This window comes from Streptomyces sp. NPDC002845, assembly GCF_053591955.1.
This window is the reverse complement of record NZ_JBSFUU010000010.1, coordinates 1-15,459: the sequence shown is the minus strand read 5'-3', so window position 1 is coordinate 15,459 and position 15,459 is coordinate 1. Positions and strand designations below refer to the sequence as shown.

General features: G+C 68.6%; 14 protein-coding genes and 2 pseudogenes. 7 read left to right on the top strand and 9 right to left on the bottom strand.

Features of this window, described 5'->3' with window-relative positions:
- Window positions 1–197: 197 nt before the first annotated feature.
- Window positions 198–859: pseudogene (locus ACWD3C_RS09245) on the bottom strand (HAD family hydrolase).
- A gap of 141 nt (window positions 860–1,000) precedes the next feature.
- Here ACWD3C_RS09245 and ACWD3C_RS09240 point away from each other — a divergent pair.
- Entirely contained in the window at window positions 1,001–1,561 is a 561-nt protein-coding gene (locus ACWD3C_RS09240; RefSeq protein ID WP_451141762.1) for an HAD domain-containing protein, read from the top strand.
- Between the two features lie 22 nt (window positions 1,562–1,583).
- On the opposite strand, the gene ACWD3C_RS09235 is transcribed toward ACWD3C_RS09240, so the two are convergent.
- Window positions 1,584–3,176 carry a PH domain-containing protein gene (locus ACWD3C_RS09235; RefSeq protein WP_451141760.1) on the bottom strand — a complete coding sequence of 531 codons (1,593 nt, stop codon included), beginning with the start codon at window positions 3,174–3,176 and terminating at the stop codon, window positions 1,584–1,586.
- Window positions 3,177–3,374: 198 nt separating this feature from the next.
- Between ACWD3C_RS09235 and ACWD3C_RS09230 the strand changes: the two genes are divergently transcribed.
- On the top strand, window positions 3,375–3,848 hold the full coding sequence (locus tag ACWD3C_RS09230; RefSeq protein ID WP_451141758.1) for a carboxymuconolactone decarboxylase family protein: 474 nt from the start codon (window positions 3,375–3,377) through the stop codon (window positions 3,846–3,848).
- Between the two features lie 281 nt (window positions 3,849–4,129).
- Here the strand turns inward: ACWD3C_RS09230 and ACWD3C_RS09225 are convergent, their stop codons facing one another.
- Window positions 4,130–4,333 carry an AMIN-like domain-containing (lipo)protein gene (locus tag ACWD3C_RS09225; protein WP_451141756.1) on the bottom strand — a complete coding sequence of 68 codons (204 nt, stop codon included), beginning with the start codon at window positions 4,331–4,333 and terminating at the stop codon, window positions 4,130–4,132.
- 105 nt (window positions 4,334–4,438) lie between these two features.
- Between ACWD3C_RS09225 and ACWD3C_RS09220 the strand changes: the two genes are divergently transcribed.
- Both ACWD3C_RS09220 and ACWD3C_RS09215 read left to right on the top strand, forming a co-directional pair.
- On the top strand, window positions 4,439–6,076 hold the full coding sequence (locus ACWD3C_RS09220; RefSeq protein ID WP_451141754.1) for a serine/threonine-protein kinase: 1,638 nt from the start codon (window positions 4,439–4,441) through the stop codon (window positions 6,074–6,076).
- 117 nt (window positions 6,077–6,193) lie between these two features.
- Window positions 6,194–6,304, top strand: a pseudogene (locus ACWD3C_RS09215) (esterase); the annotation flags it as partial.
- A gap of 53 nt (window positions 6,305–6,357) precedes the next feature.
- On the opposite strand, the gene ACWD3C_RS09210 reads toward ACWD3C_RS09215, so the two are convergent.
- A complete protein-coding gene (locus ACWD3C_RS09210) occupies window positions 6,358–7,440 on the bottom strand; it encodes a substrate-binding domain-containing protein (protein ID WP_451141752.1) in 1,083 nt (360 codons plus the stop codon).
- 48 nt (window positions 7,441–7,488) lie between these two features.
- Entirely contained in the window at window positions 7,489–7,878 is a 390-nt protein-coding gene (locus ACWD3C_RS09205) for a hypothetical protein (protein ID WP_451141750.1), read from the bottom strand.
- Window positions 7,879–8,391: 513 nt separating this feature from the next.
- Between ACWD3C_RS09205 and ACWD3C_RS09200 the strand changes: the two genes are divergently transcribed.
- Complete coding sequence (locus tag ACWD3C_RS09200) at window positions 8,392–8,643, top strand: LmeA family phospholipid-binding protein (RefSeq protein WP_451141748.1); 252 nt, start codon at window positions 8,392–8,394, stop codon at window positions 8,641–8,643.
- A 92-nt stretch (window positions 8,644–8,735) separates the two neighbouring features.
- Here ACWD3C_RS09200 and tnpA read toward each other — a convergent pair whose 3' ends face one another.
- Window positions 8,736–9,167, bottom strand: coding sequence for an IS200/IS605 family transposase (tnpA, locus tag ACWD3C_RS09195; RefSeq protein ID WP_389020981.1), 432 nt, complete (start codon window positions 9,165–9,167; stop codon window positions 8,736–8,738).
- Window positions 9,168–9,193: 26 nt separating this feature from the next.
- Here tnpA and ACWD3C_RS09190 point away from each other — a divergent pair, with 26 nt between their 5' ends.
- Together ACWD3C_RS09190 and aspS are read left to right on the top strand one after the other, a co-directional pair.
- Entirely contained in the window at window positions 9,194–10,537 is a 1,344-nt protein-coding gene (locus tag ACWD3C_RS09190) for an RNA-guided endonuclease InsQ/TnpB family protein (protein ID WP_451141745.1), read from the top strand.
- A 413-nt stretch (window positions 10,538–10,950) separates the two neighbouring features.
- A complete protein-coding gene (gene aspS / locus ACWD3C_RS09185; protein ID WP_451141743.1) occupies window positions 10,951–11,997 on the top strand; it encodes an aspartate--tRNA(Asn) ligase in 1,047 nt (348 codons plus the stop codon).
- 39 nt (window positions 11,998–12,036) lie between these two features.
- On the opposite strand, the gene ACWD3C_RS09180 is transcribed toward aspS, so the two are convergent.
- From ACWD3C_RS09180 to serS, 3 genes are all read right to left on the bottom strand, one after another.
- Window positions 12,037–12,927 (bottom strand): hypothetical protein, encoded by an 891-nt coding sequence (locus ACWD3C_RS09180; protein ID WP_451141741.1) that lies wholly within the window; start codon window positions 12,925–12,927, stop codon window positions 12,037–12,039.
- Between the two features lie 77 nt (window positions 12,928–13,004).
- A complete protein-coding gene (locus ACWD3C_RS09175; RefSeq protein WP_451141739.1) occupies window positions 13,005–14,027 on the bottom strand; it encodes a glycosyltransferase in 1,023 nt (340 codons plus the stop codon).
- Complete coding sequence (serS, locus tag ACWD3C_RS09170; protein WP_451141737.1) at window positions 14,027–15,319, bottom strand: serine--tRNA ligase; 1,293 nt, start codon at window positions 15,317–15,319, stop codon at window positions 14,027–14,029. Before serS ends, ACWD3C_RS09175 begins: the two co-directional genes overlap by 1 nt.
- Between the last annotated feature and the right edge of the window lie 140 nt (window positions 15,320–15,459).

Genomic DNA, 15,459 nt, shown 5'->3' with positions numbered 1-15,459 from the left:
ACAGCCCGAACAAGCCCTCTCCGCCACGAGGCCCTGAGCGCCACGACGTCAACAGCACACGCACGCACACACGCACACGCACACGCCGCACGCACACGCACGCGCCGCACGCACACGCACGCGCCGCACGCACACGCACGCGCCGCACGCACACGCACGGACCGCACGCGGCGTCGCTGAGCACGCCGAGCGCGCCGTCAGTGCGGTGAGCTGTTGAACTCGGCGATGAGCCCCGGAAGTTCGAGCAGCCCCTCGACACGGAAGGTAGGCACCTCCCGGGCCTCGGGACCGTCCCACTGGATCAACGCCCACGGCCCCCGCCGTACGAGCGCGGTGCGCATCCCCGCCTCCCCGGCGGGCCGGATGTCGTTGTCGCACCGGTCTCCGACGTACAGGGTCTCGCCGGGCTCGAAGGGCACGGCGGCGGCGACCCGCTTGAAGAACTCCGGGTCGGGCTTGCTCGCGCCCCAGTCGTCCGACGTACCGATCAGATCGACGTCCTCGGAGAACAACGACCGCAGAATCCGCCCCGACCGCACGGTCTGGTTGCCCGCGATCCCGAGCCACAGCCCGCCGGCACGCAGCGCGGCCAGGGCCGGTCGGACGTCCTCGTACAGATCCTCCTCCCCATAGCTCTCCGCCTGCCCGGCGGCGACCCGCTTCTCCCGCTCCTCGTTCCAGTCGAACCCGGGCCGGAACTCCTGAAAGGTCTCCCGGAAGTCCCGCCCCTGCGCGATGACGGCCCGAACATCGCGGAGAACGTGTGCCGAGGTACGCCCAGCCAGTCCGCCCAGGCCCCGAACTCCCGGGTCTCGTCCACCAGACACTCACCGACATCGAAGACCACCGCGCGAATCATGGAGGCAGGGTAGCGAGGCCTGACATGCCCACCCGGATCTGCCCACCCGGATCCGCGCATCGGCGTCGGCGTCGGCGTCGGTCGCGGGTATGGCCCCCGACGGCCGTCCCGCTCACACTGTTGGGCCGATAACGTGAGGCCATGACCGACCACGCGGAGCGCCCGCTGCTCTTCCTGGACGTCGACGGAACACTCCTGCCCTACGGCGGAGTACGTCTCCCGTCAGCCCCCGAGGCATGGGTCGGCCGGCAGCACGTGTCGAACCCCCAGCTGGCGAAGCTCGACCCCACCCATGGTCCGCGTCTGCTGGCGTTGCCCTGTGCCTTGATGTGGGCCACCGCCTGGATGGACGACGCCAACGAGGTCATCGCTCCACTGCTCGGCCTGCCGGAGCTTCCGGTGGCGGACCTGCCGGACGCGCCGGAGGAGGACGAGACGGGCGTGCTCCACTGGAAGATCCGGGCCCTCGTCACGGTGGCCGCGGGGCGCCCGTTCGTCTGGGTCGACGACGAGATCACCGACCTCGATCGAGCGTGGGTGTCGACGCACCACCGAGGGCAGGCACTCCTCCACCGCGTCGACTCCCAAGTGGGCCTCACGGAGGCGGACTTCGCCGTACTCGACGACTGGCTGCGCGAGGCTCCCACCTCACCGGAGTGCCACGAATCGACGATCGGCCCTGAGGACACGAGCGCACTCTGACCCGCATGCACCCTGCCCCACGTCAGGCCGACTGCCGGGCCAGCTCCCGGATGATGCGCGCCAGGTCGTCCGGGGCGGCTGCGAGGCGGACCGTCTCGCCCGCGTCGTCGAGTTCGGCGATGTGCCACGCGCTGGAGACGTTCTCGCCGTCGCTGCCCCGGACACGCCGCACGGCCTTGACGGCGAGCCGCTCCACCGGCATCCGTTTCGCCGCGAACCGGCCCGGGCCGGGGTGGGGCGTCACCGCGGGCGGACCGCCCCCGAGAACGACGTGGGTGCCGAAGCCGTACGGGTTGTAGTCGGTGTGGTCCAGGAAGCGGGCGGCCAGAAACACCTCCTGCTCCTTCTCGGCGAACCTTTCGGACTCATCGGACCCATCGAACCCCTCGGTCGCGTCGGACCCCTTGGACTCCTCGGTCGCCGCGGCCTCTCCGGGCGTACGGATGCGGGTGTCGCGCCAGGCCCAGGCCAACATGCCCAGCGAGGCCGACGAGCCCACTGTCGCCCAGGTGATCGTCACGGGAGAGTCGAACAGGGTCGTGGGGTGGAGGTAGCAGAGTGGCAGCAGCCACAGGGCCGTACCGGCGAGCGTGCCCACGAACGGCAGGGCTGACGGGAGGACCTCGTCGTCGGGCCGTCGGCGCCCCCGCAGGTGAATCAGCACCCGGGCGCCGGGGTAGCCCGCGGCGAGCCCGAGCACGGCCGCGAGGACAGCCTGGCTCCCGGGAGTGGAGACGTGCTCGTGCCACACGTGACGCTCTCCGGCGACCTCCATCACCGTGCCGCGCCACACGGTCAGCTCGACGCTGTCGCCGGGCCGGAACACCTGGGCGTCCTCGCGCGAGACCCCGACCCGCTCCAGCGGCCGGCTGTCGGCGAAGTACAGCCAACTGCTCACCTTGGTCCCGTTGACCTCGGTCCGCGCGATCACCGCCGGCAGGGTGGTCAGACACTCGCGGCGCTCCGCGGCGGGCGTCCCGGCGGTGCACGGGGTGGCTGACTTCCAGGCCCGCTCGTGCGACGCGACGGCCAGTACACTCCACGCGACCCCGCCCGCGCCCACGAGCAGCAGCACGCACAGGGCCAGCGACCCGGCCCGGCCGCGCCCCGCGGTGCGGTTCGAGATGACGGGGACGGGGGCAGTCGGCACGTGCCTCGACTCCGGGGCTCCGTAACGGCGGTGCATCGCGCGGAGCACGTCCAGCTTCGCGTCGAAGTCCGGATCGTCGTCGGAGGAGCTCCACGGCAGGGGCAGGCGCCGCTCGCGTCCGTTGCGCCGCACCAGGCTGACGCGGCGGTACACCTCGTGGTGTCGCCCGTACTGCAGGTATACGCGCAGGTCGGCGACGTCGCGCCACGGCACGCTCCGGCGGCGCAGCAGCGTCCGGGAGCGCAGGCCGTACGCGTCGGCGCTCACCTCGGCGGTGCCCGCGTAGAGGCACGCGATGCCCATCAGCGCGAGAAGCAGGCCCACGCCCACCCACACGTCCACGAACTCGCCCCAGTACGCCATGCGCACCGCGGCCACGCTCGCCCCGGCGGCCCCGAGTCCGACGAGGACCCACAGCCCGCGATTCCAGATGGGACGGAAGGTCACTTCCCGGATATCGGCCATGCGCGGAATTCTGCCTCCCACCGGACCGCGGACGCTTGTGCGGTGTCCGGCAGTTTTCCGGCCGGCAGCGCTGCCGACGGGATACGAGGCGACCGCAGGTGAGACGCACGTCACAGCCGCGTGGCCCGGCCCGCTGTCACACCCCGCCAGGCCGGACCGTCGGAACTGTGTAACCGTAGGCACGGCAAGGAGGCCACCATGGACGCCCGTTTGAACCTCTTCGGCAACTCCGTCGGAACCAGGGTCCTGAAGCACATCAACTCGGCGGGCAAGATCATCACCGACTCGACGCTGCCGGCCGCGACACAGGAACTCGTGAAGATCCGCGCCAGCCAGATCAACGGCTGCGGCTTCTGCACCGACATGCACACCAAGGACGCCGCGCACGCCGGGGAGACCTCGCTACGCCTCAACCTGGTCGCGGCCTGGCGGGAGGCCAAGGTCTTCACCGAAGCCGAGCGCGCCGCCCTCGAACTGACCGAACAGGGCACCCGCATCGCCGACGCCGCCGGCGGCGTCACCGACGAGGCCTGGGCGAACGCCGCCAAGCACTACGACGAGGACCAGCTCGCCGCCCTGGTGTCCCTCATCGCCGTCATCAACACCTACAACCGCATGAACGTCATCGTCCAGCAGCCCGCCGGCGACTACGAGCCCGGCATGTTCGCGTAACGAGGAGCACCAGCACCTGGTGACGTGCTTGGTCGTGGGGCCGACGGCAACCGGCCTCACCACCGGCCGAGCCGGAAGGTCTGCATGCGGCGATCGCGACGCCGACGCCGACGCCGGTGTGTCGGGTGGGATCGGGCGGGGTCGGGTGAGGTCGGGTGAGCGGGTGCAGGGTTGCTGCGGATGGCGTCCGCGGCGACCGGAACGGGAGGCCTCTCGCACAACCGAACGGGAGGCCTCTCGCGCAACCAACTGTCGTGATCCGACCTCCCGCGCCCCGGCCCTCACCAGGCGTGAGCCACGTCCAGGACGATCCGACCGGGCAGGGAGAACGTCCGGAAGGGCAGCTGGGCAGGCACACCGAGCCCCATGTAGGTGTGACCGAGGCTCCCGGCGAACCTGGTGTCCCGGAAGGTCCGGCAGCCCTCGACGTCCACCGTCGGACGATGCCGGACCGGGCCCGGTGGCCAGGCGGGGGTGCCGGGCACTGAAGCATCCGCGTTCTCGCGCCCCGTAGCCGCTGAGCTACAGTCGTCACCCGCATTGGGCCAGGCGTTCCGGCCCAGGGGATTCGCGCTGGGGGATACGGCACTATGCGCTCCGGACACTTCGAGCTGCCCGGTTACGACGTCCAGGAAGCCCTGGGGCAGGGCGGGTTCGCCACGGTGTACCGGGCGCGTCAGCTGGCGGTGGACCGGGAGGTCGCGCTCAAGGTGGACAGCAGGGTGCTGTCCACGCACCGCGACCGGCAGCGGTTCATGCGCGAAGTCACCGCGGCCGGGCGGCTGTCCGGGCATCCGCATGTGGTCGCCGTGTACGACGCCGGGGTACTCGGCGACAACCGCCCGTACATGGTGCTGGAGCTGTGTCCTGGCGGTTCGTTGGGCGAACGGCTGCACCGGGACGGGCCGTTGCCGGTGAGAGAGGCCCGCGACATCGGTGTGGGCATCGCCGACGCGGTGGCGGCCGCGCACGCCACCGGGGTGCTGCACCGCGACATCAAGCCGGGCAACATCATGATCGACCGGTACGGCGCCGTGGCCCTGACCGACTTCGGGCTCGCAGCCATGCCACGGCCGGATCAGGAACTCTCCGTGACCAGGGAGGCGCTGACTCCCGCGTACGCGCCGCCCGAGGCGTTCCGCATGGCCGAACCGTCCCCGGCCGGAGACGTGTACTCGCTCGCCGCGACCGTGTACGCCCTGCTGCTGGGACGCCCGCCCCATTTCCCGGAGGACGGAAGCCAGCTCAGTCTCGCCGAACTCGTCGTACGGCACACCTGGCCCTATCCCGTCCTGCCCGCCGTACCCCCAGCCCTCAACGAGGTGCTCAGACACGCCCTGGCCGCCGACCCCGCGCACCGGCTGTCCGACGCCGGCGCGCTGCGGGACGGCCTCGCCGCCGTCGACCTCGACACCGTCGACCTCGGCGTCTTCGGACCGGCCCCCGGCATGACCACCACCCCCGGCCCTGCTCACTGGGAGCACCAGGACGCCCCTCCGCCGTCACACACGGCTCCCCCTCCGCCGCCCATACAGGACGTGGCTCCGGGGTACCCGAGCGAGGCGGGAGGGACAGGAGGGACGAACACGGGAGCGGACGACCGCGACAGCAAGCGGTGGCGCCCCCGCCTGATCGCCGTGCTGGCGGCGGTGGCCGTCTCGGTCACCGTGTCGATCACCGTGGTGGTCTCCCAGACCGGGCAGTCGAGCAAAGACGCGGATTCCTCCTCGAACGCCGCTCCCTCATCGTCAGAAACAGCCGAAGTCAGCAGCCCGCCGCCCTCCTCCCCCGGCTTCGGCGGGGTGTCGACCACCACCGAGAACTGCCCCGCCGCGGCCGTAGAGGGCGTGGGCGGCCGGTGCGTGACCACCACCGAGTGCTGGAGCGGCATCCTCGACGTATCGGGGATCGTCACCGTCAGCCGCGCGGACTGCCAGGTGAAACACGTGTGGGAGACCTTCGCCATCGCCCCGCTGCCCGAGGACGGCATGACGAACAACGCACGGGATCTCATCAAGCACCCCGATGTCCGGGCACTGTGCTCACAGCAGACCATGGCCGAGTCCAGGTCCCCACAAGGAGCGGACATCGCCGACGAATGGCAGATCACCGTGATTCCCCCGAGCACGACGGAATGGGACAACGGACTCCGCGTCTTCCGCTGCGTCGCCGCCGCCGGCACGGAGGACGGCCAGAAGACCGGCGGCCACTTCGGCACCCGCGGCTGAGGAAGCGTCTGTTCCTCGCCCGGGCCTGACCCTGCCCGTGCCGCGAGCTGTTTCCCCTCGGCGCCGTACGCGCGCATCCACGTCATGCAGACCTGCCGTCCGCAAGGCCGGGCGCTGCACCAGGCCGGCTTGGTCGCGCTGGACCAACCGGTGCCGCTGCATGAGGCGCTGGCCTGGCAGCCGATAGTGGACGCGCTGCCCGCTCAACGTCCACTGTGGTGGCAGGGACCGCCGGTGCCGTCTCGCACCAGCAACAGCACACACCCCGGTGAGGCCCGCCCTCATCCGGTCAGTCCGGCCTTGTCGCAGGCAGACCTGAACTTAGGGGTGCAGATCTGATCGATCGTGTACAGGCCATCCTTGACGACGGTGTCCTGGATGTTGTCGACGGTCAGGGAGATCGGCGTGAGCAGAACGGCTGGGACGTCCTTGGTGGTGTCATTGCTGACCGTGGCCGTGGCGAGGTCGCCGAGCTTTTCGCCGCGGCCCAGGGCGACGGCCATGGCGGCGGCGGCATCGGTCTCGGGCTTGAAGGGCTTGTAGACGCTCATGTACTGCTCACCCGTGACGATGCGCTGCACGGCCGCGAGGTCGGCGTTCTGGCCGGTGACCGGGGGCAGCGGCTCGTTCTTGGCGGCCTTGAGGGCGGAGATGGCGCCAGTCGCGAGGTTGTCGCCGGCGGCGTAGACGCCGTCGATGTTGTCGGCGCCCAGGGCGGTGATGGCGGCGGACATGCTGCGGTGGGCCTCCACCGGCCGCCAGCCGGGGGCGTCGTACGACTTGCCGATCTTCACCTTGCCCTTGAGGACGGAGAGCGCGCCCCTCTTGAAGGCGGCCGAGTTCGGGTCGGTCGGGGCGCCGTTCAGCATGACGATCTGGCCTCCGTTCGCCTTCTTCCCCATGGCCTCGAGCAGGGCCTTGCCCTGGAGCCTGCCGACCTGTTCGTTGTCGAAGGAGACGTATCCCGAGATCGGGCCTTCGGCGAGGCGGTCATAGGAGACCACCGGGATACCCGCCTGGTCCGCCATATCCACCAAGGAGCGGAGCGACGAGGCGTTGACGGGGTCGAGGATCAGGACCTCGACCCCCCTGTTGATCACGGAGTTCATCTGCTGCTGCTGACGGGCCACGTCAAGCTGGGCGTTGGCGTACACCACCGTGCAGTCGCCGCACAGCTCCTTGATCCGCCGCTCGATCAAGGGCCTGTCCCACTCCTCGTAGCGGCTGGTCTGGCTCGACGGCAGCAGCAGGCCGATCTCCAGGCCGCCCTCCGCCTCGCCGCCGCCATCCCCGCAGGCGGCGAGAGCGACGGCCGCCGATACCGCCGCGACGGCGACGGCAGCGTCCCGCAGACAGGTCTTCATCGAAGAGACCTCCTTGTCCCGCACAGGGAGACGGCCCCGCCGACGTCCTCAGGCGGGTGCAGGCCGAGTGGTCCCGCAGGCCGGTTCGGTATCAGCCGGCGGGGGCTCGTGCGGCGGCAGGACGATCTCGCTCCACACCTGCTTGCTGCCGCTGACCGGCACCGTTCCCCAGGCCGCCGACATCGCTGCGACGAGGAACAGGCCTCGGCCGCCCGTCGCCTCCCAGGAGCGCAGCGTGCGTGCGGTGAAGCGGTGGGCGTGCATGACGGCGTCGGACAGCCGCCATACCGTCCAGCCGGACCGTATGGGGCGGAACTCCAGCCCGTCATACCGCAGGAGCAGCAGCGCCACGACGCCCTCGCGCCGCCTGCGGTCGCTGAGCAGCGCGCCGGCAAGGCGCTCGGCGTCGGACGGAGCCGCGGCGGCGAGAGGACGCACATGCTGCGCTTGCCCTCCTCCAGGTGCAGGGCTCGCGGACTCGACCAAGCCGTCCGTCAGCAGGGCGAGGGCCGAACCTGGGCTCGGTCCGGCCGCGGTGATGAGGTACTCCGCGTCCGCGACGCCCCCGAGCAGGGGCCCTCCTCGACATTACCCCTGTTGACGTGCGGTCGCTCCTGTGGAGTGACGCGAACAGCCAGCGCTGATCATGCTTCCGAGGACGGCAAGCTCGGCGCCGTGCAGTACTTCCGCCAGGTCCGCGACTTCGATCTGCCGTGAGGCGATCATCTACATGTACGAGGCGTTCGAGGCCAACTCCTCTTCGTGGGGCGAACGGGCCTGAGCAGCGGTCCCCACGGGGCCCCAATCGGGAGTGTCACTCAGCTCAGCGGAAGCCTCGGCGCTCGGCGTGTGGCGGCAATGCCTTCGCAAAGGAGCCCTCCACACGCGCATCACGCAATACATGATCGCGTTACCGTCGCTCGAACATCTGAACAGTGTGGAGGGATCGGCGTGAGACGTCGATGGGTGAAGGTCCTGACGATCACGGTGGTGGTGCTCGCCGTGCTTTTCACGGCTGCCGACCGGATAGCCGTGCATTATGCGGACACGGAGGCCGCGCAGCTCGCGAAGGAGAAGTACGGCTACGCGAACACCACCGACGGGTATCTGGGCGTCGCGATCGAGGGCTTCCCGTTCCTGACACAGGCGGCTGCTCGCGACTTCAGTCACGTCACGCTGACCGCGGGAATGTCCTACCTTTGATCTTGGCCAGTGCTCCGGCGTTTACGCCGGGGGTGAAGGCCATCTCAAAATAGGTGTGATCCGCACCGAAGCACGGGTCTGCACTGTTCGGCTCAGCCCACGGGGCGTTTCTGCCGCTCGATGTACTGCTGTACGACGGTCAGGGGCGCCCCGCCGCAGCTTCCGGCGAAGTAGGAGCCGGACCAGAAGTGTCCGCCCCACAGGTACCGGCGCACGTGCGCGTCGTACTCCTTGCGGAGCAGGCGGGCGGAGACGCCCTTGAGGGAGTTGACCAGCTTGGAGAGCTGGACTTTCGGCGGGTAGTGCACGAGCAGGTGTACGTGATCCTCTTCGCCGTTGAACTGCTTGAGGTCGGCTTCGAAGTCCGTGCACACCTCCCGCATGATCTCTTCGCAGCGCGTCAGCATGGCGTCCGTCATGGCTTTGCGCCGGTACTTGGTGACGAACACCAAGTGCACGTGCAGGTTGTAGACGACGTGACGGCCGGTGCGTACGTCGGGGTTGGGATTCCAGCGTGGTGACATAAGCCAACTGTAGTATGGTGATCGTCATGAGTGAACTCGGTCTGATGAAGCGGCAGTTCGGGCACCGTGCCCGACTGGCGCTGAGCCCTGCCGAGATCCGGCTCATCGATGACCAGGCGCATGCGGCCCGCACCATGTGGAATTGCCTGCACTCCTGGTGGCAGATGGCGTCGAAGAGCGACACGAAGTTGTCTCTCGCAGATGCGGCGATCCGGCAGGCCCGCAAGGACCTCGATTACCTCGCCGTCCTCCCCGCTCAGGCCGCGCAAGCCGTGTTGAAGACGTACCTGCGCGCCTGGGTGAACTGCTGGGAAGGCAGGGCAGAGGAGCCCACCTACAAGGGCCGCTTCCGCTCGCCGATGTCCGTGGACATCCCGCAGGGCCGGGACCTGAACATCGTTCGCGTCCACCGCCGGTGGGGCATGGTCAACATTCCCAAGGTGGGCCGGGTCCGCTTCCGCTGGACCAAGGATCTCCCGGTCGGAAAGCGTGCGAACAAGGAGAACCGGATCACCGGTGCCCGGTTGGTCAAGGACGCGTGGGGCTGGCACATCGCCTTTCGTGTCCAGACCCTCGAACGCGCCGCCGAGCCCCACCAGGGGCCGGAGGTCGGCATCGACGCCGGAGTGAACATCCCCCTCGCCCTGTCCAACAAGGACCACCAGGACCACGGGCGCCCGTCGCGCCTACCGAACGGTGACTCCGACCGCGACAAGTGGCTGACTCCGAGGGAGAAGGCCAAGCTCCTCCGCCTGGAGCGGCAGGCCGCGCACCGCAAGACGTTCCGCAAACGCGGAGAGAAGACCTCCAAGCGGTTGCAGCACACCTACGACCAGATCAAGCAGCTCCGAGCAAAAGCCACGCGACGAGCCCTGGACTGGCAGCACCAGACGACCACGTATCTCGCCCGCACGTACGGCGTGCTGGTGGTCGAACAGCTCAACATCCTCGGCATGACCAAGAGCCCGGCACCCAAGCCCGACCCCCACAACGAGGGTGCGTTCCTGCGCAACGGGGCCAAGGCGAAGGCCGGACTCAACCGCTCCATCGCCCAGGAAGCGTGGGGGCGGACCGTGACGATGCTGACGTACAAGACCGCCCGCTACGGCGGCCGACTCGTCGAGGTCCCCGCCCCCCACACCTCCCAGCGATGCTCAGCCTGCGGCTTCACCACCCCCGGCAGCCGAGAGAGCCAGGAACTGTTCGCATGCAAGAACCCCGACTGCGGCTGGACGGCGAACGCCGACTGGAACGCAGCGAGGAACATCTTGCACCTGTACCGGATCGGCCACGTCATCGTGGAGGTCCCGGCCGCCGGAAGGCGCGGTCGCAGGGCGGGTAAAACCGTCAAGCCTGTCGCCGCAAGGTAGACAGGAATCCCCTTCCTGAGCTTGCGAAGGAGAGGGGAGAACTTTAAATCGACACCACGACCAATACGCAGGGTAGCTATCTGCACATCGACCGTCTCCGGCTCGACCTCCACGACGTGAAGGTGACATCGCTGACTGCGCGCAGCGCCGAAGCGAATCTCGCCACCGGCACCCTGACCTTGTCATACGAGGAGCTGTCCGGCGTCGTGACGCGGCTGGCAGGCGACGGCGGGCCACTGCGGGTCTCCCAGGCCTCGGGGTCGGACGGCCAGGCGGCACGCGTCAAGGTCTCGGGCGCGCTACGTCGTGGACGCCCTGCACACGGCGGGCGGTGGCTTCTACCGGGTCCGCGGTGACATCCGGCGGCTGCTGTGACGGGGGTGAACCGCACCGGGCCTGATGGAGGCTCGGGTGTGCCCCGAGCCTCCGAAGATCCCGGAGCGGTTCACGTCACGCCGCTGCCGATCGACGACCACACCGGCCTGGAGCAGAGGCTGGACTGGCGCTTCCTGGACGTGCGCCGCCGTCCCGCCACCCAGCTGATGCTCACCGCGCAGAGCACCCTGGAGCAGGCCATGCGCGAGTACGCCTACGCGCAGGGCGCCACCGAGATGCACATCCCCAAGCTCATGGGCACTGCCTCGGAGTCCGGCGCGGAGGTCTTCAAGCTCGGCTACTTCGGCCGCAGTGCCTACCTGGCGCAGTCGCCGCAGTTCTTCAAGCAGATGGCGATCGCGGCCGGCGTCGACAAGGTCTTCGAGATCGGGCCGGTCTTCCGCGCCGAGCCGTCGTTCACCTCCCGGCACGCCACCGAGTTCACCGGCGTCGATGTGGAGTTGGCCTGGATCGACGGGGTCGAGGACGTGATGGCGTTCGAGGAGCAGATGCTCGCCCACGCGATCGCCAAGGTCGCCGACGCGCACGGTGAGGCGATCGCCGAGCACTTCGGCGTCGAGGTCGCCGTGCCGACTACGCCCTTTCCCCGCATCACCATGGCCGAGGCGCAGGAGATCCTGCGCAAGGGCGGCTGGGACCCCGCAGGGGTAAAGGAGGACCTGGACCCGGAGGGTGAGCGGGGTATCTCGGCCCACATCAAGGAGGCCACCGGGCATGAGTTCGTGTTCATCACGCACTACCCGGTCGGCATCCGGCCCTTCTACCACATGCGGCCTGCCGACGACCCGAGCGTGACCTTGAGCTTCGACCTGCTGTGGAGGGGCCTGGAGGTCACCACCGGCGCGCAGCGCGAGCACCGGTACGACGTGCTGCTGAAGCAGGCCGCCGAGAAGGGCATGAGCACCGAGCCGATGCAGGACTACCTGAACGCGTTCCGGTACGGGTGCCCGCCGCACGGGGGCCTCGGCATGGGCCTCGGCCGAGTTCTGATGGTCATGCTCGGCCTGGACTCGATTCGCGAGGCCACCTTCCTGTTCCGCGGGCCGAACCGGCTTACTCCGTAACCCGGTCGTGGCTGTCCCACGACACGGGCAAAGGCCTCGTCAGCGGTTGACTTCCTGTTCGATGCACGAGGCAATAGCAGGCCAAGGGACTGGCAGTGCCGCAATCGCCGTCCAATACTGATGCGAGGAGCGGACCGCGGCGCTTACTCCCAGTCGCGCCGACTCAGGCGCAAGCACGCCCAGGACTCTCCGTGTCACCCCACCCGCACCGCGTGCGGCAGGCATGATGCCGTTGCCGAGCAGAAGGGTCGCCGTGCGGAGCGCATCCAGGGCAGGGACAGGCGCGGCTCCGGCGAGAGGACCGAAGATCAGTTCATCCCAGCGTCGAAGCGTCCGGGCCCAGGCCAAGCGCTCAAGGCCCGTGCCGAGGTCGACGGCCATGCGCTGAGGGTTCTCAATGTTCCATAGCAAAACGATGTCGCCGAGCGTGAGATCCAAGTGGCGAAACATGAGGGTCACTCCGGCGACCTGTCGGCGGTGCCAGACCTTGAGCTGGCCGTGGAGGCTTATGTGCCGGGCGTGAAAGCCGAGTTGGGAAAGTACGTAGAGCCAGTCATCTACGACGGTGGCGTACTCGTCGATACTTTGGATTTGCTGGACACGCGACACGTTGACGAAGGACGTCAGGTAACCGTCGAGGAGCTCCCCGTTCCGACCCCGCTCGCCAGTGAATCGGACCACCGGTTGGGGCAGGAACCCGCTGCGGTAGGTCACCGGGCGACCGTCCTTGAGGAGCGGATCGAGAGCCTGAACCGCTGAGATGGCCAGCTCGGTTTCGCGCCCCCAACGAAGCGGAATGCACGCGTCGCGAGGAACACCGCGAGCGGCAAAAGCGTCCTCCAACGTCCTCAGGAGCTCTGCCCACGAGGGCGGTCGGCGCGGCGGCGCGTAGGGCGAACCCCGGTGACGGTGACGGATCTCCAGATTCATGCCCTCGATCGTGAACTCCCAGCTAGGCCCGAGTACTTCGCGGAGCGCGGTCTTTGCCTGAAGCGCGGGCGATCCGGTCAGCATGAGAGGGCCGCCATGGCTTCGAAGTGCCGCGTTGGGGCGAAGCGATGCTGGCCGATGGCTTGAACTTCGGTGTGATCGAGGTCGGCGGCTCGCTCGATCGCTTCCGCGAGGGCCCGCGCTGCGGTCTCGTCGTCTGCCTCGGGCGGCACGACGGCCGTCACGCCCGTCCGGTCGCAGAGCGCAGCTTGGGCGCAGGTTCCATCACGCCAGGTCAGCGCAGCCATGGGCGTTCCCGCCCGTACGGATTCACCAAAGACAGCGGCACCGGCCTCCACGTAGGTCCGCGCGTAGGTGTAGACGAACACTGAGGCGTCCCGGATGACAGCCGTCTTGGCCGGGCCGCCGAGTTCACCGCCCCACTCCACGTTGCCCGCGGCGAAGAGCTCTTCGTGGCTCCGTACGTAGTCCTCGCTGAAGACGGGACCGACGATGCGAATGCGGCGGCCGAGGAGCTGAGCCGCTCGTACCGCGAGGTGAGGAGCCTTCTCCTCGTCTATGCGGCCGAGCCACACCAGGTCTCGCCCCTGGATAGCCAGGCGCTCTTTCTCGTTGAGGCCGAGGTGAACAGCCAGTTCCGGAATGGGCTGGTGGGCTGTGTACCGCTCGATCATCTCGGGGGAGTAGCAGTAGAGCCGTGACCGTTTGCCGTCGAATGCGGTGTCAGTGTGCTGGAACACCGGAGAGTGCTGGAAAGTTGCTACGTCGCAGTCCAGTTGGTTCCAGGTTCGTACCCAGGCGGGCAGGGAGGGGTACTCGTGACCGACGACCAGGAGGTCGTAGCCGGAGGCTTTGAGTTCACGCTCGGCCAGCGAGCCCTCGATGACGTCTTCGAGACGGACCGGCTTGCGGACCCAATCGGGTTCCAGATCCGGGAGCCATCCCGGACCCAGGAGGTGTACGTCGGCGCCTGCGGCTCGGGCGCCTACTGCGACCGCCCACAGCCATCGTTCGATCCCGCCGTATCCGGCAGGGGGGAAAGCGTAGCTACCGGGAAAGTCGCAGACGCCGACGAGCATTATGACTCCGGTGTTCCGTCCGCCGAGATACGGCGGAAGCCGAGGTACGGGACGAGTGGTTCAGGCAGGACGATCGAGCCGTCCTCTTGCTGGCCCTGTTCGAGCAGCGCGGCCAAGGTGCGGCCGACCGGGAGACCCGAGCCGTTGAGCGTGGCGACGAGCTTGGGCTTTCCGTCCGCGCCCCGAGTGCGGATGTTCGCGCGCCGTGCCTGGAAGGTGCCGAAGTTCGAGACCGACGAAATCTCGCGGTAGGTGTTCTGGCTTGGGATCCACACCTCCAGGTCGTAGGTGAGCTGGGCGGAGAAACCCGTGTCACCTGCGGCGAGGGTGACCACGCGATAGGCGAGGCCCAGCTCCTTCAGGCAGGCTTCGGCGTGGCCGAGCATCTTCTCCAGTTCGGCGTCGGCCTCCTCGGTGTCGCAGATCCGCACCATCTCCACCTTGGTGAACTGGTGCTGGCGGATCAGGCCCCGGGTGTCGCGGCCGTACGAGCCGGCCTCCGAGCGGAAGCACGGAGTCTGCGCGGTGAGCGCGAGCGGCAGCTCCGCAGGCGGAATGATCTCGTCGGCATAGAGGTTGGTCAGCGGGACCTCGGCCGTCGGGATCAGGAACAGCTCGCGGTCCGCGACGCCGGTCTTGAACAGGTCCTCCTCGAACTTCGGCAACTGCCCCGTGCCGGTCATCGTCTTACGCGTGACCAGGAACGGCACCGAGTGCTCGACGTAGTCGTGCCGACGCGTGTGAAGGTCGAGGAAGAGCGTGGCCAGCGCCCGCTCCAGGGCGGCACCAGCTCCTCGCGCGACGGCGAAGCGAGGGCCCGACAGCTTCGTGGCCCGGACGAAGTCAAGGATGCCGGTGGCCTCACCGAGATCGACATGGTCCTTCGGAGTGAACGAGAACGACGACGGTGTCCCGACTCGACGGACCTCGACAGCGAACTCCTCGGAGTCGCCGTCGGGCGACTTGTCGTCGGGGAGGTTCGGGATGGTGAGGAGGAGTGTGCGGAGCTCCTCCTGCACCTTTTCCTGATCGGCCTCGATCTCGCGAATCTGTTCCTTGATCTCGCGGGCTCGCTCCTTGAGCTTGGAGATGTCCCCACCCTGCTTCGCGGTCTGCTGGACCTCGCTTGCCACCCGCTTGGACTCTGCCCGCAGCTCGTCAGCCGAGCGGATGTTCTGGTTGCGCCGCGACTGGAGACTCTCCAGCGCAGACAGGTCCAGCGAGTATCCGCGGCGAGCGAGGCGACGAACCGCTTCGGCACCCATTTCGAGAAGGGCGCGGGCATCATGCATGAGGAGGGTCCTTTTTCTCCGGCGGGTGGACTACAGCCTTGAAGGTACTGATCTTAAATTCCTGAGGTAGACCTGGCGACAGCTGATGATCCATCAGGTATGCCGGTGGTATGCGGTACGCGACGGGTGGCGGGCTGACC

What these genes read in the sequence shown, in the direction of transcription:
- ACWD3C_RS09240 (WP_451141762.1), top strand. Translation starts at nt 1,001, where the DNA reads ATGACCGACCACGCGGAGCGCCCGCTGCTCTTCCTGGACGTCGACGGA.
- serS (WP_451141737.1), bottom strand. Translation starts at nt 15,319, where the DNA reads ATGCATGATGCCCGCGCCCTTCTCGAAATGGGTGCCGAAGCGGTTCGT.
- ACWD3C_RS09190 (WP_451141745.1), top strand. Translation starts at nt 9,194, where the DNA reads ATGAGTGAACTCGGTCTGATGAAGCGGCAGTTCGGGCACCGTGCCCGA.
- ACWD3C_RS09230 (WP_451141758.1), top strand. Translation starts at nt 3,375, where the DNA reads ATGGACGCCCGTTTGAACCTCTTCGGCAACTCCGTCGGAACCAGGGTC.
- tnpA (WP_389020981.1), bottom strand. Translation starts at nt 9,167, where the DNA reads ATGTCACCACGCTGGAATCCCAACCCCGACGTACGCACCGGCCGTCAC.
- ACWD3C_RS09210 (WP_451141752.1), bottom strand. Translation starts at nt 7,440, where the DNA reads ATGAAGACCTGTCTGCGGGACGCTGCCGTCGCCGTCGCGGCGGTATCG.
- ACWD3C_RS09175 (WP_451141739.1), bottom strand. Translation starts at nt 14,027, where the DNA reads ATGCTCGTCGGCGTCTGCGACTTTCCCGGTAGCTACGCTTTCCCCCCT.
- ACWD3C_RS09235 (WP_451141760.1), bottom strand. Translation starts at nt 3,176, where the DNA reads ATGGCCGATATCCGGGAAGTGACCTTCCGTCCCATCTGGAATCGCGGG.
- ACWD3C_RS09180 (WP_451141741.1), bottom strand. Translation starts at nt 12,927, where the DNA reads ATGAATCTGGAGATCCGTCACCGTCACCGGGGTTCGCCCTACGCGCCG.
- ACWD3C_RS09220 (WP_451141754.1), top strand. Translation starts at nt 4,439, where the DNA reads ATGCGCTCCGGACACTTCGAGCTGCCCGGTTACGACGTCCAGGAAGCC.